The 23,445-nt window shown below is 72.2% G+C and carries 19 protein-coding genes; 9 read left to right on the forward strand and 10 right to left on the reverse strand.

Going from position 1 to position 23,445, the window contains the following annotated elements:
* Positions 1 to 8 precede the first annotated feature (8 nt).
* On the forward strand, positions 9 to 3,473 hold the full coding sequence (locus tag DEI97_RS05525) for an error-prone DNA polymerase (RefSeq protein ID WP_111076219.1): 3,465 nt from the start codon (positions 9 to 11) through the stop codon (positions 3,471 to 3,473).
* Between the two features lie 94 nt (positions 3,474 to 3,567).
* On the opposite strand, the gene DEI97_RS05530 is transcribed toward DEI97_RS05525, so the two are convergent.
* Positions 3,568 to 5,037, reverse strand: coding sequence for a sensor histidine kinase (locus tag DEI97_RS05530; RefSeq protein ID WP_258376797.1), 1,470 nt, complete (start codon positions 5,035 to 5,037; stop codon positions 3,568 to 3,570).
* A 55-nt stretch (positions 5,038 to 5,092) separates the two neighbouring features.
* Positions 5,093 to 5,770 carry a response regulator transcription factor gene (locus DEI97_RS05535; protein ID WP_110903965.1) on the reverse strand — a complete coding sequence of 226 codons (678 nt, stop codon included), beginning with the start codon at positions 5,768 to 5,770 and terminating at the stop codon, positions 5,093 to 5,095.
* A gap of 208 nt (positions 5,771 to 5,978) precedes the next feature.
* Here DEI97_RS05535 and DEI97_RS05540 point away from each other — a divergent pair, with 208 nt between their 5' ends.
* Positions 5,979 to 6,296, forward strand: coding sequence for a hypothetical protein (locus DEI97_RS05540; protein ID WP_111076221.1), 318 nt, complete (start codon positions 5,979 to 5,981; stop codon positions 6,294 to 6,296).
* Between the two features lie 43 nt (positions 6,297 to 6,339).
* Here DEI97_RS05540 and DEI97_RS05545 read toward each other — a convergent pair whose 3' ends face one another.
* On the reverse strand, positions 6,340 to 7,401 hold the full coding sequence (locus tag DEI97_RS05545) for an FUSC family protein (RefSeq protein ID WP_111076222.1): 1,062 nt from the start codon (positions 7,399 to 7,401) through the stop codon (positions 6,340 to 6,342).
* 79 nt (positions 7,402 to 7,480) lie between these two features.
* On the opposite strand from DEI97_RS05545, the gene DEI97_RS05550 reads away from it, so the two are divergent.
* Positions 7,481 to 8,722, forward strand: coding sequence for an aminoglycoside phosphotransferase family protein (locus DEI97_RS05550; protein ID WP_111076223.1), 1,242 nt, complete (start codon positions 7,481 to 7,483; stop codon positions 8,720 to 8,722).
* A 535-nt stretch (positions 8,723 to 9,257) separates the two neighbouring features.
* Positions 9,258 to 11,384: a DEAD/DEAH box helicase gene (locus DEI97_RS05555; RefSeq protein WP_111076224.1), complete on the forward strand. Its 2,127-nt coding sequence runs from the start codon at positions 9,258 to 9,260 to the stop codon at positions 11,382 to 11,384.
* 204 nt (positions 11,385 to 11,588) lie between these two features.
* Here the strand turns inward: DEI97_RS05555 and DEI97_RS05560 are convergent, their stop codons facing one another.
* Positions 11,589 to 11,861 (reverse strand): mycoredoxin, encoded by a 273-nt coding sequence (locus tag DEI97_RS05560; RefSeq protein ID WP_111076225.1) that lies wholly within the window; start codon positions 11,859 to 11,861, stop codon positions 11,589 to 11,591.
* Positions 11,862 to 11,929: 68 nt separating this feature from the next.
* Here DEI97_RS05560 and DEI97_RS05565 point away from each other — a divergent pair, with 68 nt between their 5' ends.
* Genes DEI97_RS05565 through DEI97_RS05575 form a run of 3 tightly spaced genes read left to right on the forward strand, consistent with a single transcriptional unit; the run spans position 11,930 to position 14,600 of the window.
* On the forward strand, positions 11,930 to 12,262 hold the full coding sequence (locus DEI97_RS05565; protein ID WP_111076226.1) for a PadR family transcriptional regulator: 333 nt from the start codon (positions 11,930 to 11,932) through the stop codon (positions 12,260 to 12,262).
* Complete coding sequence (locus tag DEI97_RS05570) at positions 12,259 to 13,089, forward strand: hypothetical protein (protein ID WP_181439363.1); 831 nt, start codon at positions 12,259 to 12,261, stop codon at positions 13,087 to 13,089. The genes DEI97_RS05565 and DEI97_RS05570 overlap by 4 nt, the downstream gene beginning before the upstream one ends.
* Positions 13,086 to 14,600, forward strand: coding sequence for a CYTH domain-containing protein (locus DEI97_RS05575; protein WP_181439364.1), 1,515 nt, complete (start codon positions 13,086 to 13,088; stop codon positions 14,598 to 14,600). Before DEI97_RS05570 ends, DEI97_RS05575 begins: the two co-directional genes overlap by 4 nt.
* A gap of 141 nt (positions 14,601 to 14,741) precedes the next feature.
* Here the strand turns inward: DEI97_RS05575 and DEI97_RS05580 are convergent, their stop codons facing one another.
* Positions 14,742 to 16,961 carry a S9 family peptidase gene (locus tag DEI97_RS05580; protein WP_111076228.1) on the reverse strand — a complete coding sequence of 740 codons (2,220 nt, stop codon included), beginning with the start codon at positions 16,959 to 16,961 and terminating at the stop codon, positions 14,742 to 14,744.
* 9 nt (positions 16,962 to 16,970) lie between these two features.
* A complete protein-coding gene (locus DEI97_RS05585) occupies positions 16,971 to 18,167 on the reverse strand; it encodes a Fic family protein (protein ID WP_181439365.1) in 1,197 nt (398 codons plus the stop codon).
* Positions 18,168 to 18,379: 212 nt separating this feature from the next.
* Here DEI97_RS05585 and DEI97_RS05590 point away from each other — a divergent pair, with 212 nt between their 5' ends.
* Entirely contained in the window at positions 18,380 to 19,582 is a 1,203-nt protein-coding gene (locus DEI97_RS05590; RefSeq protein ID WP_111076230.1) for an amidohydrolase, read from the forward strand.
* Positions 19,583 to 19,717: 135 nt separating this feature from the next.
* Here DEI97_RS05590 and DEI97_RS05595 read toward each other — a convergent pair whose 3' ends face one another.
* Together DEI97_RS05595 and DEI97_RS05600 are read right to left on the reverse strand one after the other, a co-directional pair.
* Complete coding sequence (locus DEI97_RS05595) at positions 19,718 to 20,608, reverse strand: aminodeoxychorismate lyase (protein WP_111076231.1); 891 nt, start codon at positions 20,606 to 20,608, stop codon at positions 19,718 to 19,720.
* A 73-nt stretch (positions 20,609 to 20,681) separates the two neighbouring features.
* Positions 20,682 to 21,032, reverse strand: coding sequence for a tryptophan synthase subunit alpha (locus DEI97_RS05600; protein ID WP_111076232.1), 351 nt, complete (start codon positions 21,030 to 21,032; stop codon positions 20,682 to 20,684).
* Positions 21,033 to 21,097: 65 nt separating this feature from the next.
* Between DEI97_RS05600 and DEI97_RS05605 the strand changes: the two genes are divergently transcribed.
* Positions 21,098 to 21,616 carry an 8-oxo-dGTP diphosphatase gene (locus DEI97_RS05605; protein ID WP_181439366.1) on the forward strand — a complete coding sequence of 173 codons (519 nt, stop codon included), beginning with the start codon at positions 21,098 to 21,100 and terminating at the stop codon, positions 21,614 to 21,616.
* A gap of 78 nt (positions 21,617 to 21,694) precedes the next feature.
* On the opposite strand, the gene DEI97_RS05610 is transcribed toward DEI97_RS05605, so the two are convergent.
* A complete protein-coding gene (locus tag DEI97_RS05610; protein ID WP_111076234.1) occupies positions 21,695 to 21,979 on the reverse strand; it encodes a hypothetical protein in 285 nt (94 codons plus the stop codon).
* A 59-nt stretch (positions 21,980 to 22,038) separates the two neighbouring features.
* Positions 22,039 to 23,394, reverse strand: a complete 1,356-nt coding sequence (locus DEI97_RS05615) for an ABC transporter permease (RefSeq protein WP_111076235.1) — start codon at positions 23,392 to 23,394, stop codon at positions 22,039 to 22,041.
* Positions 23,395 to 23,445 lie beyond the last annotated feature (51 nt).

The raw sequence follows: 23,445 nt of genomic DNA on the forward strand, positions 1-23,445 counted from the left end.
GGTTCCTGATGGGGTACAACAACCCGCCGATCCCGTGGTCGCAGTTCGAGCGCGCCCTCTCGGACAAGCGCAGCCCCGGCACGACCCCCGAGGGCGACGGCGGTGACAGCCCGGCCTGGTCACGGAAGCGCGCGCCGTACCGGCCGACGGACCTCGCGACGCCGGACGCACCGACGGCCGTCCCGTACGCCGAACTCCACGCGCACTCGACCTTCAGCTTCCTGGACGGCGCGAGCCCGCCGGAGCACCTGCTGGAAGAGGCAGCACGCCTGGGCCTGCACGGACTGGCGATCACCGACCACGACGGCTTCTACGGGGCAGCCCGGATGGCCGAGGTCGCCGAGACGTACCCGAGCATCACCACCGTCTACGGCGCCGAACTGTCGCTCGGGCTCACCGAGCCGCAGAACGGCGTCCCCGACCCCGAGGGCTCGCACCTGCTGCTGCTGGCCGACGGGCAGGACGGGTACCACCGGATGGCCGGCGCGGTGACGGCTGCGCACCTCGCCGCGGGGTCCGAGAAGGGTCGGCCGCGGTACGACCTCGACGACCTGGCGGAACGCTCGGGCGGGCGGTGGCGGGTGCTCACCGGCTGTCGGAAGGGCAGCGTCCGCCAGGCCCTCGAGCGCGGCGGTGAGAGCGCGGCCGAGCAGGCCCTCCGCGCGCTGCTGGACCGGTTCGGCACCGGCAACGTGGTGGTCGAGCTGTCGGACCACGGCGACCCGCTCGACAGCGCCCGGAACGACGTCCTCGCCCTCCTGGCCGACCGGCACGCGCTGCCCGTCGTGGCGACCGGCAACGTCCACTACGCCACCCCGGACCGGTTCCCGGTCGCGACCGCCCTCGCCGCGGTCCGGGCCCGCCGCAGTCTCGACGAGATCGACGGGTGGTTGCCCGCCGCCGACACCGCGCACCTGCGCTCCGGTGCCGAGATGGCGCGGCGGTTCGCACGGTGGCCGGGTGCGGTCGAGCGGAGCGTGGAACTCGCCGACGAGCTCGGGTTCGCACTGCGGACGGCGAAGCCCGGTCTGCCCGACCTCGACGTGCCGGACGGGCACACCCCGATGAGCTGGCTGCGCGACCTCACCTGGCGCGGGGCCCGCCGGTTCTACCCGGGTGACGCCGACGGGGTCGACGCGCACAAACGGGAGCGCATCGAACGCGAACTGTCCGTCATCGAGGACAAGGGCTTCCCCGGGTACTTCCTCATCGTCCGCGACATGGTGCAGTTCGCCCGCAGCCGGGGGATCCTCTGCCAGGGGCGCGGGTCGGCGGCGAACTCGGCGGTCTGCTTCCTGCTCGAGATCACCGCCGTCGACTCGATCCGGTACGGCCTGCCGTTCGAACGGTTCCTGTCGTCGATGCGCGACGAGGAACCCGACATCGACGTGGACTTCGACTCCGATCGGCGTGAAGAGGTGATCCAGTACGTCTACGACAAGTACGGCCGGTTCAACGCCGCACAGGTCGCCAACGTCATCACCTACCGGCCGAAGGGTGCCGTGCGGGACATGGCGAAGGCACTCGGCCACAGCCCCGGGCAGCAGGACGCCTGGTCGAAGCAGGTCGAGCGGTGGGGCTCGGTCACCGAGAGCCAGGACCACGACATCCCGCAGCCCGTGGTCGACCTGGCCCAACAGGTGCTCGGGTTCCCGCGGCACCTCGGCATCCACTCGGGCGGCATGGTCCTGACCGACCGGCCCGTGGGCGAGGTCGTGCCGATCGAGCACGCCCGGATGGACGGCCGGACCGTGCTGCAGTGGGACAAGGACGACTGCGCCTACATGGGGCTCGTGAAGTTCGACATGCTCGGGCTCGGCATGCTCGCCGCACTGCAGTACTCGTTCGACCTGGCGGCGGACCACTGCGGGGAGCGGTGGGACATGCACTCCATCCCGAAGGAAGAGCAGGGCGTCTACGACCAGCTCTGCCGTGCGGACACCATCGGGGTGTTCCAGGTGGAGTCCCGCGCCCAGATGGGCACACTGCCGCGGCTGCTGCCCCGACGCTTCTACGACCTGGTCATCGAGGTCGCCCTGGTCCGTCCCGGGCCGATCCAGGGCGGCGCGGTCCACCCGTACATCCGGCGTCGGACCGGCGAGGAACCGGTGACGTACCTGCACCCGGCACTCGAACCGGTGCTGGAACGGACGCTCGGGGTGCCGCTGTTCCAGGAGCAGCTCATGCAGATGGCGATCGCCGTCGGGAACTGTTCCGGCGACGACGCCGACCTGCTCCGCCGGGCGATGGGGTCCAAGCGCGGCCTCGAGAAGATCGACCGGCTGCGGGACAAGCTCTACCGGGGGATGGCGGAGAACGGCATCCACGGCGAGGACGCCGACACCATCTACGCCAAGATCCAGGCGTTCGCGAACTTCGGCTTCGCGGAGAGCCACTCGATCAGCTTCGCGCTCATCGTCTACGCCAGTGCGTGGATGCGCCTGCACTACCCGGGAGCCTTCCTGGCGGCACTGCTCCGGGCGCAGCCGATGGGCTTCTACTCACCCCAGACCCTCGTCGCCGATGCCCGGCGACACGGCGTCAGTGTGCTGCGGCCGGACATCCTGCGGTCCGAGGTCGACGCCAGCCTCGAACCCTTCGAGGACCAGGACCGGCCCGGCGGCCCTGCCGGTCATGCTCCCGGCGGCTCTGCCGGCCATGCTCCCGGCGGGCTGGGGGACGCGTGCCTGGCGACGGAGCAGCCGCCGGTGCTGCCCTTCGACCGGGACGCCGCGGACGACACCGCCGCCCACCGTCGGGACGGCGCGTTCGCCGTGCGGCTCGGGCTGGCCGAGGTCGCCTCGCTCGGCCGACGCAGTGCCGAGCGCATCGTGGCCGAACGGCGGGCGAACGGCCCCTTCACCGACATGTCCGACCTGGCACGTCGGGTCGGTCTGACGACGGCGCAGCTCGAGGCCCTCGCCGCCGCCGACGCGTTCGAGTCCCTGGGCATCGACCGTCGTGCCGGCATGTGGTCCGCGGCGCAGGCTGCGGCGGAGCGGGCCGACCAGCTGCCGGACACCCAGGTCGTCGTGCAGCCGCCGTTGTTCGGGCAGATGACGAGTGGGGACGTCCTCATCGCGGACATGTGGTCGACGGGGATGTCGACCGATGACCACCCGATGGGACACCTCCGGCCGGGGCTGTCGGACCGCGGGGTGCTCAGCGTCGAGGACACCCGGACGGCGGAGACCGGCCGACGGGTCGAGGTCGGCGGCATCGTCACACACCGGCAGCGTCCGGCGACGGCGTCGGGGATCACCTTCCTCAACGTCGAGGACGAGTCCGGACTGGTGAACGTCATCTGCAGCGTCGGCGTCTGGGGGAAGTACCGGCGAGTGGCGCGTGAGTCGCCGGCGGTCGTCGTGCGGGGGATCCTCGAACGCTCACCGGACGGCGTGGTGAACCTGGTGGCGGACCGGATCGAGCACCTGCCCCTCGCGGTCCGGACCCGGTCCAGGGACTTCCAGTGACCAGCCTTCCAGTGACCAGCCGTCCAGCGACCAGCCTTCCAGCGACCAGCCGCCCAGTGACCCGGTGCCCAGCGACCCGGTTCGCCGAGGCGTGTCAGCGTGCCGGGCTCGGTGCGGTCCGCACCTCCGGGACACGGATGGTGACCTCGAGGCCGCCGGTGGGGAGGTTGCGGAGGGTGGCCGAGCCTCCCGCCCGTTCGGCGACGGCCCGGACGATCGCCAGTCCGAGGCCGGAGCCGCCGGGCATCGGGATGCCGGGGGCGGCGTCCGGGTCGCGACGGGACGTGCGGGCCTCGTCCGGCCGGGTGAAGCGGTCGAACGCGACGGGGACGAACGACTCGGGGACACCGGGGCCGTCGTCGGTGATCTGCAGGACGCCCTCGCCGGGGGTGGTCCGCCAGGTGACGACGACGCTGCCGCCGCGGGGGAGCGCGGCGACGGCGTTGCCGGCGGTGTTCGTGACGAGTTGTGCCATCCCGCCGGTGTCGAGCCGGTACTGCGGTTCCACCGTGCCGCCGCCGATGCCCGGGCCCGAGCCGCCGACCGCGACGGGTGGGTCGAGCTCGAAGTCGACGGTGACGTCCTTGGCGCTCGCGATGAGCCGGACGCGGTCGACGGCGGCCATCACCTCGTCGCCGAGGTCCGACCACGCGGTGGCCGTCTCCGTGGCACCGTCGGCCGATCGGCGTTCCGACTCCTCGATGCGGGACAGGGTGAGCAGGTCGTTGGCGAGCCTCGAGAGCCGGGCGACGCTGGTCTTCGCCCGCTCGATGTGGGCGGCGAGGGCCTGGGCGTCGTCCCCGTCGAGCGAGGCCAGGTCGAGCTGGGTGGTGAGGATCGCGAGCGGGGTGCGCAGCTCGTGGCTGGCGTCGGACACCATCTGCCGTTCCCGCTCGGTGGCCTGGCGGGTGCGGGCGAGGAAGGCGTTCAGGGTCGTGGCGAGGGACGCCAGTTCGTCCTGGGCAGGGCCGACCGGCAACTCGGCGCGTTCCGGGGCGACGGAGAGTCGTTCGGCCTCGCGACGCATCCGGGTGACGGGACGCAGCGCGGTGGTCGCGAGCACCCAGGACGCGACACCGAAGGCCACCAGGATCGCCAGTCCGGTGACGGACAGCGTCGTGGTGAGGTCGTCGACGACGATCGCCTCGGCCTGGGAGTTGCGGGCGGCGACCACGGTCCAGCGGCCGGCCTGGTTGACGGGGTGCTCGATGACGACGCGGTACTCCGAGTCGCCCACGTCGATGACGGAGGTGCCGGCGGGGGTGGTGCGCAGGCTGCCGAGTGCCTGTTCGAGACGGCCGGGCATCGACGACAGGGTGATGTCACCCGTCGGCGAGACCACGGCGACGAACTGGGCGTTGCCCGGCGGCGAGAGGTTCGGGTCGCTGTCGACCTCGAGCGTTGCGACGTACGGGTCGGTGTCGGCGTCGAGCAGTGTCTCGGTGGCGCGCGCGACGACGCTGACGACCTGCAGCCGCATCACGAGCACGAGCAGCGCGATGACGACGGCCGCGATGACCGTCGACCCGATGGTGATGCGGAGTCGCAGCGACAGCGCGCCCACGGTCCACCGGGGCGGCCGCGCGGGTGCTGCCGCGTCCGACCGCGTCACGCGGTCGTCACGCGCCGATCAGGTCGAGCCGGTAGCCGCGACCACGGACCGTGCTGATGGCGACGGTGGCCTCCTGCGCGACGAGCTTCTTGCGCAGGTACGAGATGTACTGCTCGACGACGTTCGGGTCGACGTGCTGCGAGCCGTCCCAGACCTCTTCGAGGATCTTCGGCCGGTCCACGACTGTGCCGACCGAGCGGGCGAGCAGCCGGAGCAGCGCGAACTCGGTGGGGCTCATCGCGACCCGCTGGCCCTTGATGGACACGCGGCGGGCTTCGGAGTCGATGGAGACGTCGCCGACCTCGATGGTGCGGGGGGCGCCGACCGGCTCGCGACGACCGAGGGCGCGGAGCCGGGCGGTCAGTTCGGCGAACGCGAACGGCTTGGTGAGGTAGTCGTCGGCGCCGGCGTCGAGCCCGAAGACCCGGTCGTCGACGGCGTCGCGTGCGGTGACGAGCAGGATCCGGACCGGGTCCTCTCGCTCGCGGACACGTCGTGCGAGTTCGAACCCGGACATGCCGGGCATCATCACGTCGACCACGGCGATGTCGTACGCCTGCTCACCGAGGGCGATCAGCGCCTCGACGCCGTTCTCGACCGCGGTGACGCGGTACCCCTCTGCCGCGAGCCCGCGCTCCATGAGCGCGCGCATCTCGTCATCGTCCTCGACCACCAACAAGCGCATCTGGACCTCCTGCGACCCATCGTGGCACCGAACCGGCTCCGGCGGGCGGATCGGTACCCGCGAGGCCTGAACACCGTCACAGCAGATCTGGGCTCCGGCTGCGCCCTGTGGACAGGTCGAGACCCGTCGGTACTGGCCGATCGCATCGCGTTGCTATGCTCCGGCCCGGACGCTGTACCCGACAGACCGTCCTGTACTTGGGGGCACCATGCACGACCCGGACCATCCGGAGATCGTCCGCTTGCGCGCCGAACTCGACTCCGCCTGGAAGGGCGTCGTCGGCCTCGGCTCGCTCGACGGACCACATCGCGACCGCGTCGTCGCCGACCTGCACACCGCCGTGCCGGACGCAGCGGGGCGCGCTGCGCGTGCCGCCGGCCGGGAGGCGGTGGTCGCCGAGATCCGCCGGTTCGCCGACCTCGACGTGGCCGGCTCCGACCCGTCCTGGCCGGCCGCCGGGGTGTGGGCGGACGTCCTCGAGACGGCACGCCAGGCAGCGTGTGGCATGGACGAACCGGTCCACTGAACCGTCGAACCGGTCTGCTGGCCCGTTCCGCGGCTCGGACCGCTCAGTCGTCCTCGCCGAGCAGTTCCTCGCGTACGCGTCGGACGTCCTCGAGCAGCGCCCCGATGAGCACCCAGTGCCGCGAGTTCGGCCGGACGACCGCGAGCGGCGCCGTCAGCGCGTGCTCGACCGCGGTCTCCTCCGGACCCTCGGCGAGCTCACCCGGCGTCAACCGTGTGGACTCGACCTGGGCCCCGAGGCGGCGGACGTCCGAGCCGATCCGGGCGACCTCGGTGGCGATCCGGCCGACCATCGGGTCGTCCCGGAGGTCCGGCGCCGTGTTGTCCCGGACGGCGCGGGTCATGCCGGTGACGCGGGTGACGAGGACGCGCAGGTGTTCGGCGACGGCGACGTCCCGCTCGAGGATCGTCCGGTGCCGTCCGCCGCGGGGGTTCATGGCGAGCGAGTCCCGGGCCGAGGTGAGTGCTGCCTCCGTCCGGGCGTGCTGCTGGCGGAGCGCCCGGGCCTGCAGCAGCGCCGCGTGCCACTGCTCGTGGTCCCACCCCTCGGTGAGTCCGACGGCGATGCGCTCGAACGCCGCCGCGGTGTCGCGTGCCAGGCGGGCGACGGCCAGGTGTGCCGGTTCGAGCAGCACCGGCGGCACGATGACGGCGTTCACGACGAGGGCGACGACGGCTCCGATCACGGTCTCGAGGATCCGGTCGGCCGAGTAGTTCGGCGTGACGACCCCGGCGGTGAGCACGAGCATCCCGCTGATGCCGACCTGGGTGGCCGAGGTGGGCGTGAGGCGCAGGGCCCAGGCGAGCAGGATCGCCAGAACGACGACGAGCAGCACGATCCACACCGCGTCACCGAGCAGCAGGTGCACCCCGGTCGCCAGGACCACGCCGAGCAGGACCCCGGCACTGCGCTCCAGGCCCTTCACGAACGACTGGTTGATGCTCGGCTGCACGACGAGCAGGGCGGCGATCGCGGCGAACGTCGGGAACGGTCCCCGGATCAGCAGCTCGCACAGCAGCACCGCCGCGACCACCGCCACCGCGGTCTTCACGACCTGCAGGAAGGGGGTGCGGCTGGAGCTGCGGAGGCGCCTGACCGGGTTCACCCCTCCACGCTAGCCAGGACCCGCACGCCGAGCCGACCGACTACGCCACGAATCCGCGCACACACGGTTGACTGTCGCCGTGTGGCCGAACCATGAGCGCGTCATCCCCGAGGCCTTCGCCGGGTCGGGGACGAGCGTCGTCGCTGCCCGCGCGCACTCGGTCGAACCGTCGGGCAACGGCTACCTCTACGGCTACGAGGTGGACACCGTCGACCGGAACGGCCAGCGCGCCACGGTCCTGACGTACGTCGACACGGGCGGCACCCACGACCAGAACAGCGCCATCGTCACCGACCCCGCGTCGGGGGAGCCGGTGTCGGTGTGGGCCTACCCGAACGACCCGGGCCTCCCGGTCCTGCCGCAGGTGACGTACCGGGACGCCGTCGCGGAGCTGCTGACCACCCTCGGCATGCCGGTGACGGACCCGACCCTGACGGTGGCCGCGTACCGACCCGGCAAGCGCGCCGTGGTCCGTGTCGACGCGCCGGAGCGCACCCTCTTCATCAAGATCGTCCGCCCGCACCGGGTCGCCCCGATCGTCCGGACGCACGAGCAGTTCGCCGCGGCCGGTCTGCCGGTGCCCCGCGTGCTGTCGAGCCGTGGGGACGGGCTGCTCGTCCTCGAACTCGTCCGGGGCGTGCCGGCCGGCAGCCGGATCACCGAGATCGCCGACGACCCGCGCTTCGTGGCGTCGCTGGCGGCACTCACCGGTCGCATCGCCGCGGTGCCGATGACGCAGCAGGCTCGGGCCGACGCGATGGACCACGCGGACTGGCACCGCCGGACCCTGACGACCGCGCTGCCCGGCGACGCCGAGGAGATCGACCGCCTGTACGACGCGATCGGACGTCGGTCGATCGGCTGGAACGCGGCACAGAAGCAGGTGGTGCACGGCGACCTGCACCTCGAGCAGGTGTTCGTCGACGAAGACGAGCCGTGGCGCATCTCGGGTCTGCTCGACATCGACACCGCCGGGTGGGGCCACCCGGTTCGCGACGTCGGTGCGGTCGTCGCGCACCTCGTCGTGACCGGGCTGTGGCACCGCTCCCGTGGCGACGTCGACCGCGGGGCCGCCGCCGAGCGCCTCGCAGACGCGGTCGCGCGCGACTGGGCAGCCCGGAACCCGCAGGAGGCCGAGCGTCTCGGTCCGGCGATCGGCGCGCAGCTCCTCGCGCACGCGGGTGGGCAGGCGACCACCGGGTCGGCGAACGGGATCGCGACGGCGGAACAGCTGCTCGCGGCGACGCGAGCCGCCCTGGCGGAACCGGCCCCGGGCCTCCCCTCCGGTGCCGGCCGGCCGCGGTCCGCACCGCGCGTCTGACGCGGTCCGCACCGCGCGTCTGACGCGGTCCGCACCGCACGTCTGACGCGGTCCGCACGCACGTCCGTCACGGTCCGCGCCGCCGTCGTGCCGGTCGCGCCGTGTCCCGGCCGGGAGGCCCGCCACGCGCGGGGTGTGGAGAGTCGCCTCCGTCGGGGGCTGGGGAGTAAACTGACCGCGCACGCACGGCGTGCTCGCATGTCGCGGCGATCCCTGCCGCGACGACCGGTCGCTGGCCGGTGCGGGCCGCAGCCGCGTCGCCTGGCAGGTCAGACCTCCAGGACGTTCTCCGGGGGACCTCCTCCGGGATGGGGGCGTGCGTGAGACGCCGCCGGACTCCCGCGCAGACCGTCACATCGACCACCGGCCCGCACCTGGGCCCGCGATGCGGCCTGTCGGATCGATCCGGCGTGCTGCGGGCCACGGCGGCCCGTGGTGGACACCGGTGCGACGGCCACGACACGGGGCAGCCGCACCACACGACTTCCGCCCGTACCGGGTGGCTCGCCCCGACGAGGGCGGAACAGGAGGAGCCTTGGCTCGATCAGGTACCCGTCGCGCTGCCGGTGGCACGCGGACGGCTGCGCGCCGGACCCGGCCGCTCGACAACGACGGCCTCATCCCCGTCCTCGCCCGCGCCGTTCGTGAGGTCGAAGCCGCAGCACAGCGCGGCCCCCTCAAGGCGACGAACCGCACGAAGTTCCAGGCGGTCGCCCTGCTCATGCGCGAGGAGCGTGCCCGCGTCAAGGCGGACGCCACGCTCACGGACTCGCAGCGTGCAGAGCAGCTGAAGCGCCTGGACGGTGTCGCGACGATCCTCGCGAAGACCGCGGCGCGGGACACCAGCGTCATCCAGCTCCTCACCGAAGAGGCGCAGGTCTCCGAGGCGACCCGCACCGTGAAGCGCGACATGATGATCGACGCCGGTCTCGAACTGCAGCCGGAGGACCTGGTCATCGCGGCCGAGCCCACCGCCGCGGTCGAAGCCCCCGAGCGGTCCGTCGTGCCGCAGTCGGTCGTGCGTCGTCAGCTCGCCAACCCGTTCCTGCCGCCGGACTTCGCGCTCGCCGACCAGCCCGTCGCGCACCCGCGGCGCCTGGCGAACTGGGAGCTCTTCGGTCCGCTCTTCAAGTCGTTCGAGTACGGCGCCGGCGGGGGAGCGGCCTCGATGCCGCTGCCCGAGCCGACGACGCTGCAGACCCCGGCCGGTGCCTCGCTGATGAAGCACCAGGCGGAACTCGTCACCTCGGCAGCGCGGGGGCACCGCACCTTCCTGCTCGCCGACGAGCCGGGCCTCGGCAAGACCGCGCAGTCGCTGATCGCCGCCGATGCTGCCAAGGCCTTCCCGCTGCTCGTCGTCGTGCCGAACGTCGTCAAGACGAACTGGGCCCGTGAGGCCGAGCGCTGGGTCCCGAACCACCGCGCCACGGTCATCCACGGCGACGGCCAGGACCTCGACGGGTTCGCCGACATCATCATCGTGAACTACGAGATCCTGGACCGGCACGTCGGCTGGCTCGGGTCCTTCGGGTTCAAGGGCATGGTCGTCGACGAGGCGCACTTCATCAAGAACAAGGACTCGCAGCGGTCGAAGTTCGTGCTGCAGCTCGCCGAGAAGATCCGCGAGCGCACCGCGAACCCGCTGCTCATGGCACTGACCGGTACGCCGCTCATCAACTCGGTCGAGGACTTCCGCACGATCTGGGAGTTCCTCGGCTGGATCGACGACAAGAAGCCCCGCGCGCAGCTCATGAACGAGCTCGAGGAGATCGGGCTGACCCCGGCCGACCAGGGCTTCTTCAGCGAGGCGCGGAAGGCCGTGATCGACCTCGGCATCGTCCGACGCCGCAAGGTCGACGTGGCCGCGGACATCCCGGCACGTCGGATCGCCGACATCCCGGTCGAGCTCGACGGCGACGAGGGCCGCTCCATCCGCGACGCCGAGCGCGAGCTCACCGCGAAGCTCGTCAAGCGCTACCACCAGGCGCTCGCCGCCCGCACCGGCCAGGCGCCGGTCGAGGGCATCGACGAGAAGCTCGTCCGCCAGGTCGCCCGCTGGGAGCTCGAGGACCAGGACGCCTCGTCCACCGGCGAGAACGTGTTCTCGATGGTGCGTCGCATCGGCCGTGCCAAGGCGCAGCTCGCGGCGGACTACGCGGCGCAGCTCGCCTCGAACGTCGGCAAGGTCGTGTTCTTCGCGAAGCACCTCGACGTGATGGACCAGGCGGAAGAGGTCTTCGCCCGCCGGCACCTGCGCACCGCGACGATCCGTGGCGACCAGACCCCGGCGCAGCGCACGGCCGAGATCGACTCGTTCGTGAACGACCCGGACGTCGCCGTCATCGTCTGCTCGCTGACCGCGGCCGGCGTCGGCCTGAACCTGCAGGTCGCCTCCAACGTCGTCCTCGCCGAACTGTCGTGGACGAGCGCCGAGCAGACGCAGGCGATCGACCGCGTGCACCGCATCGGTCAGGAGGAGCCCGTCACCGCGTGGCGCATCATCGCCGCGCAGACGATCGACACCAAGATCGCGGAGCTCATCGACTCGAAGGCCGGGCTGGCCGCACGCGCGCTCGACGGCTCGGACGAAGAGGTCGTCGACTCCGGCGACATCCAGCTCGACGCGATGGCGGCGCTGCTGCTCGACGCGCTGTCGCGGTAGCGCGCGGCGCGGCGCGGGCGCGTGCGCTGGCGCTGGCGCTGGCGCGGGCGCCCGGCTGGCGCCGTTCGGCTGCGCACAACAGGAACCCGCTCGAACCATGGGAGACCGTGGTTCGAGCGGGTTCCTGTTGTGCGGGTCCGGCTGGCGCCGGGGCCGCCGGGGCCGCCGGGGCCGCCGGGGTCGCGGGCGCCGCGGCGCAGCGGGTCAGACGCGGGACTGCACCTCGGCCAGGGACGGGTTCGTCGCCGTGCTGCCGTCCGGGAAGACCAGCGTCGGCACGGTCTGGTTGCCGCCGTTGACCTCGGCGACGAGTTCGGCCGTCCCGGGGGTGGTCTCGATGTCGACCTCGCGGAAGGGCACGCCCGCCTTGGTCATCTGGTTCTTCAGCCGGGCGCAGTAGCCGCACCAGGTGGTCGTGAACATGGTGACGCCGCCGGCCTCGGGCACGAACGCGTCACGGGTGATCGTCTCGCTCATGTGCTCACGGTAACCCCGGATCCCGGGAGGCGCTTGACCGCCTAGTCCTACATAGGTAGGTTGATGACATGGAACCGTTGGTCCGCGTCACCGCACCCACGCTCGACGTCCTCGCCGCCCTCCTCGCCGCCGAGGGGCCGGCCTGGGGACTGCGGCTCATCAAGGAGCTCGGTCGCCCGTCCGGCACCGTCTACCCGATCCTCGAACGACTCGAGCGGCAGGGGTGGATCACCTCGGACTGGGACGACGACGCCGATCGGCCCGGCCCGCGTCGCCGCCTCTACGAGTTCACCGCCGACGGGCAGCGGGCCGCGACCGACCTGGTCGCCGCCCGACGCGCGGCCGAGGCCAACGCCTCCCGTCCCGCCACCCGTCCGAGCACCCGGCCGGTGACCTCGTGAGCGCCCTCAGCCGTGTCCTCGTCGACACCGCGGTCGCCGTCTCGCCGGCCGAACACCGGACGGTCCGCCGCGAGCAGTGGCACGCCGACCTCCGCGACGCGGCCGAGCTGGGGCTCTCGCCGACCGCCCTGGCCTTCGGCGCCCTGACCACCGCACTGTTCCACCGCCGAGGGGCTCGGCGCACCACCTGGGGAGACACCATGACCACCACACCGTTCGCCGCACCCGCGGCACCGCACACCATCCGGACCGTCCCGCTGCTGGTCACGGTGGCCGTCCTGTCCGTCCTGATGGCGGGACCGTGGCTGATCCTGCAGCCCAACTCCGGGTACGAGAGCGCCGTCGACCGCATGATCGGCGTCGGCGGTGTCTGGCTGCTGCTCGACCTGGTGCCCGGTGCTGCGATCAGCGCGGCGATCCTGCTCCTGCCCGACGCCGCTGCCCGCCGTCGGCGCCTCGGTGCGGTCCTCGTCGCCGCCGCAGCCGTCGGGGCGGTCGTCGCGCCGTTCGTCGGACCGCCGTCCGGGTGGCCGGTGAGCATCCTGCCGACGGTCGTGCCGCTCCTCGTGGCACTCGCCGGCTGGCTCGTCGCCATCGACGCTCCGGGCCGTGCCTGGCTGCTCGTGCTGCTCCCGCTCGGAGCGGCCGCCGTGGACGCGGCCGGGGTGCTCTGGCCGCTCGTCCCCGCCCGACTCGTCCCGTGCCTCCTGGCCCTGCCGGCGCTCTCCGTCGTCGTCGCCGGACTGCTCGCCTGGACGACCTCGCCCCTCCGCCGGCGCACCCGTGGCGAGGACCACGCCCCCACCCTGGTAGACAAGACCGTGTGAGCGACACGCACCTCGAGATCGAGCGCACCTACGACCTGTCCGCCGACGCCGCACTGCCCGACCTGGTCGGCGTCGGTGGCATCATGCAGACCGACACCCAGGAGCCGTTCGAGCTCGACGCCACCTACTGGGACACCCAGCGGTACGACCTGGTCGCCGCCCACGTCACCGTCCGTCGGCGCACCGGCGGACACGACGCCGGCTGGCACATCAAGCGCGCCGAGTCCGACACCGTCCGCCACGAAGAGCACTTCCCGCTCACCGAGGACCCGGACACCGTGCCCGTCGAGGTCCTCGCCGCACTCTTCACCGAACGGCGTGGCCGCGGACTGCGCCCCGTCGTCCGGATCACCACCACCCGCACCGTCACCCGCCTGCTCGACGAGGACGGTGACCAGGTCGGCGAACTCGCCGACGACCAGGTCGTCGCCGAACGCCTCGACGACGACGCGCCGGACCACCCGACCACGTGGCGGGAGGTCGAGGTCGAAGCCGTCGAGGGCGTCGACCCGCAGATCGCGCACGAGCTCTTCGCCGCCCTGGACGGTCGGTTCGCCGCCGTCGGCGCCGGCCCCGCCGCAGTCGCGTCCAAGCTGGCACGTGGGCTGGCGGGGGCACCGGCACCGCGCCTCCAGACCGAGGAGAAGCCGCACAAGGGCACCGCGGCCCGCGCACTCACCAAGCGGTTGCGGAAACTGCGGGGCACGCTGCTCCGCCTGGAGGCCGGACTCCGGTCCGGCGCTCCGACCGACCTGTCCGAGGTGGCTGAGACCGCCCTCGGCATCGCCGCGGTCCTCGGCTCGTACCGGCCGGCGTTCGCCGACGGCGACGAGATGGACCGCGCCGCCGCTGCGGCCGATGCGCTCGCGGCCGTCACGGCACGAGCCGCCCTGGCGGAGTACCTCGTCGACCGGTTGCCGCGAGCCTCCAGCCCGGCGCAGGAAGCACTCATCGACTCGATCACCCGCGAGCGGATCCTGGCCTCCACGCGCCAGCGCCGCGACGACGCCACCCGCGAGGTCCTGCTGTCCCTGCACGAGGAGTCGTTCCTCGAACTGCTCGACGCCCTCGACGACGCCGTCGAACGCCCCCAGCCGACCGAGTGGGCACTCCGCGACCCGAAGCGCGTCGCCCAGGACGTCTCGGCGATCGAGAAGCCGCGCGTCCGCGACCTCGTCCGTGCAGCGGTCGGAGACGACCCCGCCGATGAGGCCGGTGACCGCGAGGCCACCCAGCGCGCCTGGCACGCCACGCTCCGGGCCCGGATGGCGATGGACGTCCTCGGCGACGACGCGTTCCCGCACGCGCTCTGGAAGCGGATCGGCACCGCGGCCGACGTGCTGACCGAGCGGGTCCGGTCGCTCCACGCGCTCGAGCAGCTCCGCGTGCAGGCCGGCATCGCCGAGCGCGCGGGTGAGGGCACGTTCGGGTACGGCGTCCTGGCCGGCGACCGGGTCCGCGTGGCCGAGGAGTCCTACGACGAGGCGGTGCACGCGCTCAACCGCGTGTGACGCACGGTCCGTCCGCACACGACGACGGCGCGCACCTGAGCAGGGTGCGCGCCGTCGTCGTGTGCCCGGGCCGCAGGGCTACGGGGCTGCGGTGCCGTGGGGCTGCGGTGCCGTGGGGCTGCGGTGCCGTGGGGCTGCCGGTCAGCCCGCCGCGATCGGGTCCGCGCTCGCCGCCGCGGGGGAGACGTCGGCCAGGCCGAGCACGTCGAGCAGCCAGGCCAGCTCAGACGCACGCTCCTTCCACGAGTCGTACCGACCGCTGACGCCACCGTGTCCGGCGGACATCTCGGTCTTCAGGAGCACCGGCGCACCGACCTCCCGCAGCTTCGCGGTCCACTTCGCCGGCTCGACGTACAGCACGCGGGTGTCGTTGATCGAGGTCACGGCGAGGATGCGCGGGTACTGCACGTCGTCGCGGACGTTCTCGTACGGGGTGTACTCGCTCATGTACCGGTAGACCTCGGGGTCGTGCAGCGGGTCGCCCCACTCGTCCCACTCGATGACGGTCAGCGGCAGGTCCGGGTCGAGGATGCTCGTCAGTGCGTCGACGAACGGCACCGCGGCCAGGATGCCCGCGAAGCGCTCGGGCGCCAGGTTCGCGACGGCGCCCATCAACAGACCGCCGGCGCTGCCGCCCTCGGCCACGAGACGCTCGGGTGTCGTCCGGCCGCTGTCGATGAGGTGCTCGGCGACGGCGACGAAGTCGGTGAACGTGTTCTTCTTCGTCAGGGTCTTGCCGTCCTCGTACCAGTGACGGCCCAGTTCGCCACCACCGCGGACGTGGGCGACGGCGAAGACGACACCGCGGTCGAGCATCGACAGACGCATCACGCTGAAGCCCGGGTCGATCGAGTGCTCGTACGAGCCGTACCCGTACAGGTGCAGCGGGGCCGGGGCGTCCGCGTCGACGGCGTCACGGCGCCACACGAGGGAGATCGGGATCCGTGTGCCGTCGGACGCCGTCGCCCAGTCGCGCTCCTGCACGTAGTCGGCCGGGTCGTAGCCGCCCAGTACCGGCTGCCGCTTGAGCACCGTGACCGCACCGGTCGCCAGGTCCAGGTCGCTCACCTCGGACGGGGTCACGAAGGACGTGTAGCCCAGCCGGAGCGTCGGCTGGTCCCACTCGGGGTTGCCGCCGAGCCCGGCCGAGAACAGTGCCTCGTCGAAGGGGACCTCGTGGGCGTCGCCGTAGCCGTCGCCCACGATCGGGATGATCGCGATCCGGGGGAGTGCCTCGGACCGGTACTCGAGCGCCAGGTGCCCGGCGAAGGCGTCCACCGACTCGATGCGTCGTTCGGGGTGGTGCGGGACGACGACACGGCGGTCGGACTCGGACGTCGGGTCGTCGGCGGGGACGTCCACCAGCTCGAAGTTCTCGGCGCCGTCGTTGTGCAGGACGAGCAGCCGGTCGCTGCCGCCGACGATGGCGTGTTCGATCTCGTACTCGACGCCGTCGCGACGGGGCCACACGACGCGGAACTCACCGGTCGGGTCGGACGCGTCGAGGACGAGCGCCTCGGAGGTGATCTTCGACCCGAGCGCGATGACGATGTACTGCGACGAGCGGGTCACACCCACGCCGACCCAGTAGCGGTCGTCGGGCTCCTCGAACACCACGACGTCGGCGTCCGCCGAGGTGCCGACGGTGTGGCGCCAGATGCGGTCCGGACGCCAGGAGTCGTCGACGGTCGGGTAGAACACGTAGCGGCCCGAGGGGTCGAACGTGGCGCCGGCCCCGGTGTTCGGGATCGTGTCGCCGAGGTCCTGCCCGGTCTCGAGGTCACGGACGGCCAGGGTGTAGCGCTCGTCGCCCTCGACGTCGACGCCGTAGACCAGCCGACGACCGTCGTCGCTGATGTCGTAGGTGCCGAGCGAGAAGAAGTCGTACCCCTCGGCCAGGGCGTTGCCGTCCAGGACGACCTCTTCGCCGGGCAGGGTGCCGGCGCTCGCCGATCCCGGAGCCCCCGCCCCGGCGGTGTCCGATCCCGCAGTGTCCGCCTCGAGCGACGGCGGGGTCCAGTCGTCCGGCCCGCTGATCGGGGCGCGGCACTGCACGCCGTACTGGCTGCCCTCGCTGGTCCGGGTGAAGTACCACCACTGGCCCATGCGCACGGGGACCGAGAGGTCGGTCTCCTGCACGCGGGTCTTGACCTCGTCGAAGAGCCGCTCACGGAGGGCGCCGAGGTGCTCGGTCTGCGTCTCGGTGTACCGGTTCTCGGCTTCGAGGTACGCGATGGTGTCCGGGGACTCCTTGTCGCGCAGCCACTCGTAGTCGTCGACGAAGTCGATGCCGTGGTGGGTCCGCGTACGAGGCCGCTTGGCGGCGGTCGGCGGGGTGGTCACGTCGTGCTCGCTGGTCACCGGCCCACCCTATGCGCTCAGGATGGAGGCCCGACCCGGCTCCGGGGCAGCGGCTGCCGGTCCGGCCTGCCCCGGTACGGCCCGCCCCGGTGTCGGCACTGCCGCCGCCCGGATGCGCTCAGCCAGCGCATCGAGCTCCGCCAGCACGTCCGACGCCACCCACGCCCGGTCGTGTCGTCGCTCGGTCACCGGGCGCAGCACACCCGCGTCGACCAGCTCGTCGATCACGGCGTCCGTCCACGGCAGGTCCGGCGGCAGCGCAGCGGTGATCGCCGCTTCGGTCAGCACCGGGTCGGCGAGCAGGACGCGCAGCACCGTCGAGTCGTGTGCCACCCGATCCCCGAGACCCGCCGGGTGCACCGCGGCACGGTCCTGCTCGAGCTCGTCCAGCCGGAGGGCCGCGTACTCAACCTCGTCGCACACGGTGCCGATCGCCGCGGCGACCAGGCGCACCACGCCGTCGACGTGCCCGTCCCGGTAGCGGACGAGTTCGGCGAAGTACCCCGCCCGGTCCGCCACGAGCGCCGCCGCGACCGGGACCACGAGCGAGGAGGTCAGTCCGCGCCGGCGGAGCACCGCGTTGACCAACGCCCGGCCGACCCGCCCGTTGCCGTCGGTGAACGGGTGCACCGACTCGAACTGGGCGTGGGCGATCGCCGCCTGCACGACCGGGTCGAGGTCGTCTCGCTCCAGGAACGCGAACAGGTCGTCCATGGCGTCGGGGACGTCGTCGGCCGGTGGCGGGACGTACGCGGCGTCCCGCGGTGACGCGCCGCCACCGATCCAGTTCTGCACCTGCCGCCAGCGCCCGGCCACCGGACCGTCGACCGGGTCGTCCCGCATGAGCACCGCGTGCGCGTCGAGCACCGAGCGCTCGGTGATGCCGACCTGCCCGGCGTCGTCGATCATCGCCCGCAGGGCCGCGGTCGCGCCGACCATCGCGGTGGCGCTGCCGTTCGCGCGGATGCCGACCAGGGCGCGGGCGTAGTCGTCGAGCGTCGCGTGCTCGTCCTCGATCCGGGAGGACGAGACGGCCTCGGTCCGGGCGAGCAGCAGGTCGAACGTCGCGGTGCGGTCGCCCAGACGTCGGTCGAGGTCGGCGAGCCGCTCGGCGACCCGCGACACCAGATCGGCGGTGCCCGATGACGGGGTCCAGGTGCGGTCCGCGATCCGCGGCGGCAGGGAGCAGCGGACCGAGTGGACCATCCGGTCGGCTCGTGGCGGCCGCCCGCTGCTCCGCCACGGTCGGGTCGTCGTCCGGTGCGCAGGCCAGCCGGGCCGGGTGTCGTCAAGGTGCATCGTGCCTCCGCTCGTCGGGTCCGACAGAAGGTACCGACCACCGAGCGGGCAGCACCAAGAACCTGTATTCCGTACACGAACTCCGTGGCGTCCGGCGACGGCATCGGTACCGTTGTGGGATGACTGACAACTCGTTCGTGATCACCGGTGCCCACGTCGTCCCCGTCGACGGCGACGCGTTCGACGGCGGCGCGGTCGTCGTGCAGGACGGCCGCATCACGGCGGTCGGACCCGACGTCGTGGCACCCGACGGCCTGCCCGTGGTCGACGCTGCCGGTGCCTGGCTCCTGCCCGGCTTCGTCGAGGCGCACGGCCACGTCGGCATCCACGAAGAGGCGAACGGTTCGGCGGGCAACGACACGAACGAGATGACCGGCCCGAACATGGCTGCCGTCCGGGCGATCGACGCGGTCGACATCGACGACGAGGGCTTCCGCGATGCCCTGTCCGGTGGCATCACGAGCATCGTCGTGAAGCCCGGCTCCGGCAACCCGATCGGTGGCCAGACCGTCGCGATCAAGACCTGGGGTGGCCGCACCATCGACGAGCAGCTCATCTCGGACGCCGTGAGCATCAAGAGCGCCCTCGGCGAGAACCCGAAGCGCGTCTACGGCGAGAAGGGGCAGACGCCCTCCACCCGCCTCGGCGTCGCCAAGGTGATCCGTGAAGCGTTCGTCGCCGCGCAGGACTACCGCGCGGCCCGCGACGCCGCCCACGCGAAGGACGAACCGTTCACCCGCGACCTCACGAAGGAGGCACTGGTCCGCGTCCTCGACGGCGAGCTCGCCTGGGACCAGCACACCCATCGGCACGACGACATCGCCACCGCGGTCCGTCTCGCAGAAGAGTTCGGCTACCGCCTGGTCGTCAACCACGGCACCGAAGCACACAAGATCGCGGGCCTGCTCGCCGAGAAGGGCATCCCGGTGATCTACGGGCCGCTGTTCACCAGTCGCTCCAAGGTCGAGCTGCGCGATCGCGGCATCCCGAACCTCACGACCATCGCTGCGGCCGGCGTCCGGGTCGCGATCACCACCGACGCACCCGTCGTCCCGATCAACATGCTCGTCACCCAGGCGACGATGGCGGTCCGGGACGGCCTGCCCCGACAGACCGCGCTCGAGGCGATCACCTCCGCACCGGCCGACATCCTCGGCTTCGGTGACCGGGTCGGCCGCATCGCCGAGGGACTCGACGCCGACCTCGTCCTCTGGGACGGCGACCCGCTCGACGCCACCAGCCGCGCGCAGCGGGTGTGGATCGAGGGCAAGCAGGTCTACGCGTACGTCGACGGGCAGGGTGTGACGACCCCGCGCTGGTGACGACGCGGATCGACACGTGACCAGGCGTCGGGCGGGAGGCGCGGCGCAGGCCCGCACCGCGCCTCCCGTCCGACCCTGGGCTCGACCAGGCCAGGCCGGTGCGGGCGGGGCCGGTGCGGGCCGGCCCGGGCCCGTTCAGTCCTGGCGCGACAGCAGGAAGTCGTTGATCCGCTCGGTCATGCCGAGGTCCATCTCCTGCGGCACGCCGTTGACGGTGTGGATCGGCGCCGCCTGCCGGATGCTCGACACCAGCCACAGCGCGTCCGCGGCCCGCAGGTCGTCCAGGGTGACGAGTTCGTAGGCGGTCTCGATGCCCTCCTGCTCGGCGAAGCGGAAGACGTCGGCCTGCGTGGTGCCGTCGAGGATGCCGATGTCGGTGCGCGGGGTGACGAAGCGACCGCCGACGGACATGATGAGGTTGGCGCGGGTGCCCTCGAGGACGTAGCCGTCGGTCGAGATGAAGAGCGCGTCGTCGGCACCGCGTCGGACGGCCTCGCGGAGCGCCGCCATGTTGATCGCGTACGACAGCGTCTTCGCCCCCTGCAGCAGCCACGGCGAGGTCCGTTCGACGTCGTGCCGGTAGCCGCGGTCCAGCGTGACGACCCCGATGCCCTCGGTGCGGTCGCGGGTCTGGTCGGCGGACGGTGCGGCGTAGACCCAGCCGGTGGGACGGCCGAGGCCCTCGACGCCGCGGGTCAGGACGGTCTTGGCGGAGGCCTCGCGCACCGGGTCGAGCCGCGCGCAGGCGGCCTCGATCGCCTGACGCCAGGCGTCCAGGTCCGGCTCGGGCAGGTCGAGCTTCGCGGCGGACCGGCCGAAGCGGGCGAGGTGAGCCTCGAGGGCCTGTGGACGGCCGTCGATGACCGTGATCGTCTCGAACACGCCGTCGCCCCGGGTGAGGCCGAGGTCCATCACCTGGATGTGCTCCTCGAGCGGCTTCGCCCAGGTGAACGCGTCGGCCTCCGGGTCGTGCGGCGCTGCGGCGCGGGAGGGCTGGTTGAGGACGGCGAGGACGGTGTCGGTCATGCCCCCATCCAACCCCAGACCGGTGTCAGCGAGCACCGGTGTCAGCGAGCACAGGTGTCAGCGAGCGCGGTTCTCAGCGCGCACCGGGCAGCGCGTCCATCAGCTTCCAGACGGCCTCGGTGAGTTCCGGGTGCTGGAGCGCGATGCGCCGGAGGCGGTGGTACTCCTCGCCGTGCTCAGTGCGCTGCCCCGATGCCGGGTGCGACGACCACTGTGCGCTGCGCTGACCGATGCGGACGTCGACCTCCATCGCCTCGGCACGGAGGATCAGGACGACCTGCTCGTCGACGCTCGGCAGCGTGTGCATGAAGTCCCAGGGATCGTCGCCCTGCCGACACCGGTGTTCGACGATGACCGAGATCTCCTCGGCGGCTTCCGCGCGCAGCACCTCGAGGCTGCGCCCCGTCCTGCGAGACTCAGCCATGACGCCCCCACAGCACGCCTGCCATGCAACGAGCGTACGTCATCGGATCGGCCACACTGGACCACATGACGGAGCGCGACGAGAGCAAGACCCAGCACCCGGCCGTCGTCGTCGTGTACCTCCTGCGGAACGGTCCGGACGGGCCGGAGGTGCTGCTCGGCGAGAAGCGACGCGGTCTCGGCACCGGTCGTGTGGTCGGCCCCGGCGGCAAGCGTGAGGGCAGCGAGACGGCGGTCGAGACCGCCGTGCGCGAGGTGGCGGAGGAGGTCGGCCTCCGTGTCGACCCGGCCGACCTGGAGGCCCGTGGCACGTTGGACTACCGGTTCCCGTTCCGCCCGTCCTGGTCCCAGGTCTCGGACGTCTTCGTGTGCCGCCGCTGGCAGGGCGACCCGTCGGGCGGCGACGAGCTGGAGCCGCGCTGGGTGCCGGTCCGGGACGTCCCCTACGACGCGATGTGGGACGACGCGCGCTACTGGTTGCCCGCGGTCCTCGACGGGGGCCAGGTGGACGCCCGGGTGGTGTTCGCGGAGGACAACGCGTCGGTCGCCGGGTTCACCGGGACGGGGATCGGCGAGCCCGTCTGAGCCGCCGCGCCACATCTGCCGGACCTGCCGCGTCAGCGTCGGCGTTGCCGGGCCGCGGAACGCCCGTCAGCGTGCCCGTCAGCGTGCGCGCTGGGTGGGGGTGGTACCGGTGCGGGCGGCTTCGGCCTCGGCCATGACGTCGGCGTCCCCGCTCTGCCCACCGAGCGGGCGGACGAAGAAGTCGACGACGCCGAACGCGATCGCGGCGATGAGGGCGAACATCGCCCAGCCGTCCCAGAGCCCGGCGACGCTGCGGCCACCACTCGGCGCGAGCACGATGCTCGTGACGTAGGACAGCGCCGCGATGACGAGGAAGACGACGACGATCGTCATGAGCAGGCGGTGCCAGGCGGTTCGGGTCATGATCGGACCAGGATAGCCGTCGCCCCGGCGCTCATCGACGGGCCCTCCCCGCCGGGCACTCACCGACGTGGGTTCAGCGGCTCGTTCTCGAGTCCGTCGCGGCCGCCGGTGAAGACGTCCCCGGCGGCACGTTCGTCCTCCCAGTCGTCGTCGCGCAGGACCTGCAGCGTCCCGGTCTCGGTCGAGATGAGGCCGTTCCGCTCGAGTTCGGCGTCACGCTGGCGGCCGAGGAACTCACGGTTCGCGGTGTTCGCGTCCTGGAACATCGTGGTCCGGCCGGTGACGATCGCGCGGATCCGGCGACGCTCCCACCACTTCTTGCCGAGGAACATCAGGACGAGCCCGGCCGCGGCGTAGCAGCCCATCGTGATCAGCCCACGCTCCGGACCCGGGCCGACTCCGTAGAGCTGGTGCTTGATCATGTCGACCATGCTCGAGCCGACGACGACGTTGTTGAGCCAGGCGAACGGCTCCGGCATGAACCACTTCGGGTAGGCGCCACCGGAGGACGGCATCGACAGGAAGACGAAGCAGATCATGGCGGGAGCGGCGATGAACCGGCCGACGAAGTAGCTGAGCCCGTTCACCGCCAGGCCGATCGCGACGATCCACCCCCACGCGATGAGGACGAGCGGGACGAAGTGGCCGTGGATGGCACCGACGACCGGGCCGGCGAGGGTGTTCGTGATGAGCGAGATGACCAGACCGCCGGTGACGATGACCGCCATGCGGGTGCGGTGGCGGAGCGGGCCGCCCATGATGCCGATGAACATCGCGACCATGTAGCCGCCGATGCACCACGCGAGCATCACGTACATCCCGACCGTGCCGTACTCGTCGTACGCCGGCAGGGGAGCGAGCTCGGTCACCCGGGGAGCGGTCAGCCCGGCACCGGTCAGCACGGCGCTCAGGGTCGCCGGCACCAGGTTCGCGACCTGGAACTGGTGCGCGCTGGCCTTGAACAGCTCGTTCGCCGACGGGTCGTACGCCACGGCGATCGTCCCGGCGAGGACATCGCGCTTCGCGCTGGCGAGGGAGTCGTAGGAGGAGAACAGGTACTCGCCCGGGAGCGCCTTCTGCACGGCCCCGACGAGGGTCTGGTCGCTGCCGACGATGCCGATCGGCACGTCGTGCGGGTGCGGGGCGTGGAACGCGAAGACGTAGCAGAGGCAGAAACCGACGATGAAGAACAGCGGCATCCACAGCTGGAGCCCGATGAGCTGCAGCGACGGGTGCAGGGTGGCGTACCAACGGCGGTAGCGGCCGATGTGTTGCTTCGGCGGCGGCGTGGGGCGTGCCTCCCGGCCGGGGCGGTGTGCCGGGCGTGACCGGTCGTCCGCGACCCGCGCCGTGTCGCCGGCGCTGCGCGTCGGGAGGTCGTTGTTCCTGCGTGCTTCGTTCCGCGGCGTGCTCACTCGGCGGTGCGCTCCTGTCCTGTCGTCTGGCATCCCAGGGTACGCCTGGGT

Origin of the sequence: Curtobacterium sp. MCLR17_032, assembly GCF_003234795.2 — a bacterium.
Lineage (GTDB): Bacteria > Actinomycetota > Actinomycetes > Actinomycetales > Microbacteriaceae > Curtobacterium.

What these genes read in the sequence shown, in the direction of transcription:
- DEI97_RS05565 (WP_111076226.1), top strand. Translation starts at nt 11,930, where the DNA reads ATGGAACCGTTGGTCCGCGTCACCGCACCCACGCTCGACGTCCTCGCC.
- DEI97_RS05585 (WP_181439365.1), bottom strand. Translation starts at nt 18,167, where the DNA reads ATGGTCCACTCGGTCCGCTGCTCCCTGCCGCCGCGGATCGCGGACCGC.
- DEI97_RS05595 (WP_111076231.1), bottom strand. Translation starts at nt 20,608, where the DNA reads ATGACCGACACCGTCCTCGCCGTCCTCAACCAGCCCTCCCGCGCCGCA.
- DEI97_RS05590 (WP_111076230.1), top strand. Translation starts at nt 18,380, where the DNA reads ATGACTGACAACTCGTTCGTGATCACCGGTGCCCACGTCGTCCCCGTC.
- DEI97_RS05560 (WP_111076225.1), bottom strand. Translation starts at nt 11,861, where the DNA reads ATGAGCGAGACGATCACCCGTGACGCGTTCGTGCCCGAGGCCGGCGGC.
- DEI97_RS05525 (WP_111076219.1), top strand. Translation starts at nt 9, where the DNA reads ATGGGGTACAACAACCCGCCGATCCCGTGGTCGCAGTTCGAGCGCGCC.
- DEI97_RS05600 (WP_111076232.1), bottom strand. Translation starts at nt 21,032, where the DNA reads ATGGCTGAGTCTCGCAGGACGGGGCGCAGCCTCGAGGTGCTGCGCGCG.
- DEI97_RS05610 (WP_111076234.1), bottom strand. Translation starts at nt 21,979, where the DNA reads ATGACCCGAACCGCCTGGCACCGCCTGCTCATGACGATCGTCGTCGTC.
- DEI97_RS05605 (WP_181439366.1), top strand. Translation starts at nt 21,098, where the DNA reads ATGACGGAGCGCGACGAGAGCAAGACCCAGCACCCGGCCGTCGTCGTC.
- DEI97_RS05535 (WP_110903965.1), bottom strand. Translation starts at nt 5,770, where the DNA reads ATGCGCTTGTTGGTGGTCGAGGACGATGACGAGATGCGCGCGCTCATG.
- DEI97_RS05540 (WP_111076221.1), top strand. Translation starts at nt 5,979, where the DNA reads ATGCACGACCCGGACCATCCGGAGATCGTCCGCTTGCGCGCCGAACTC.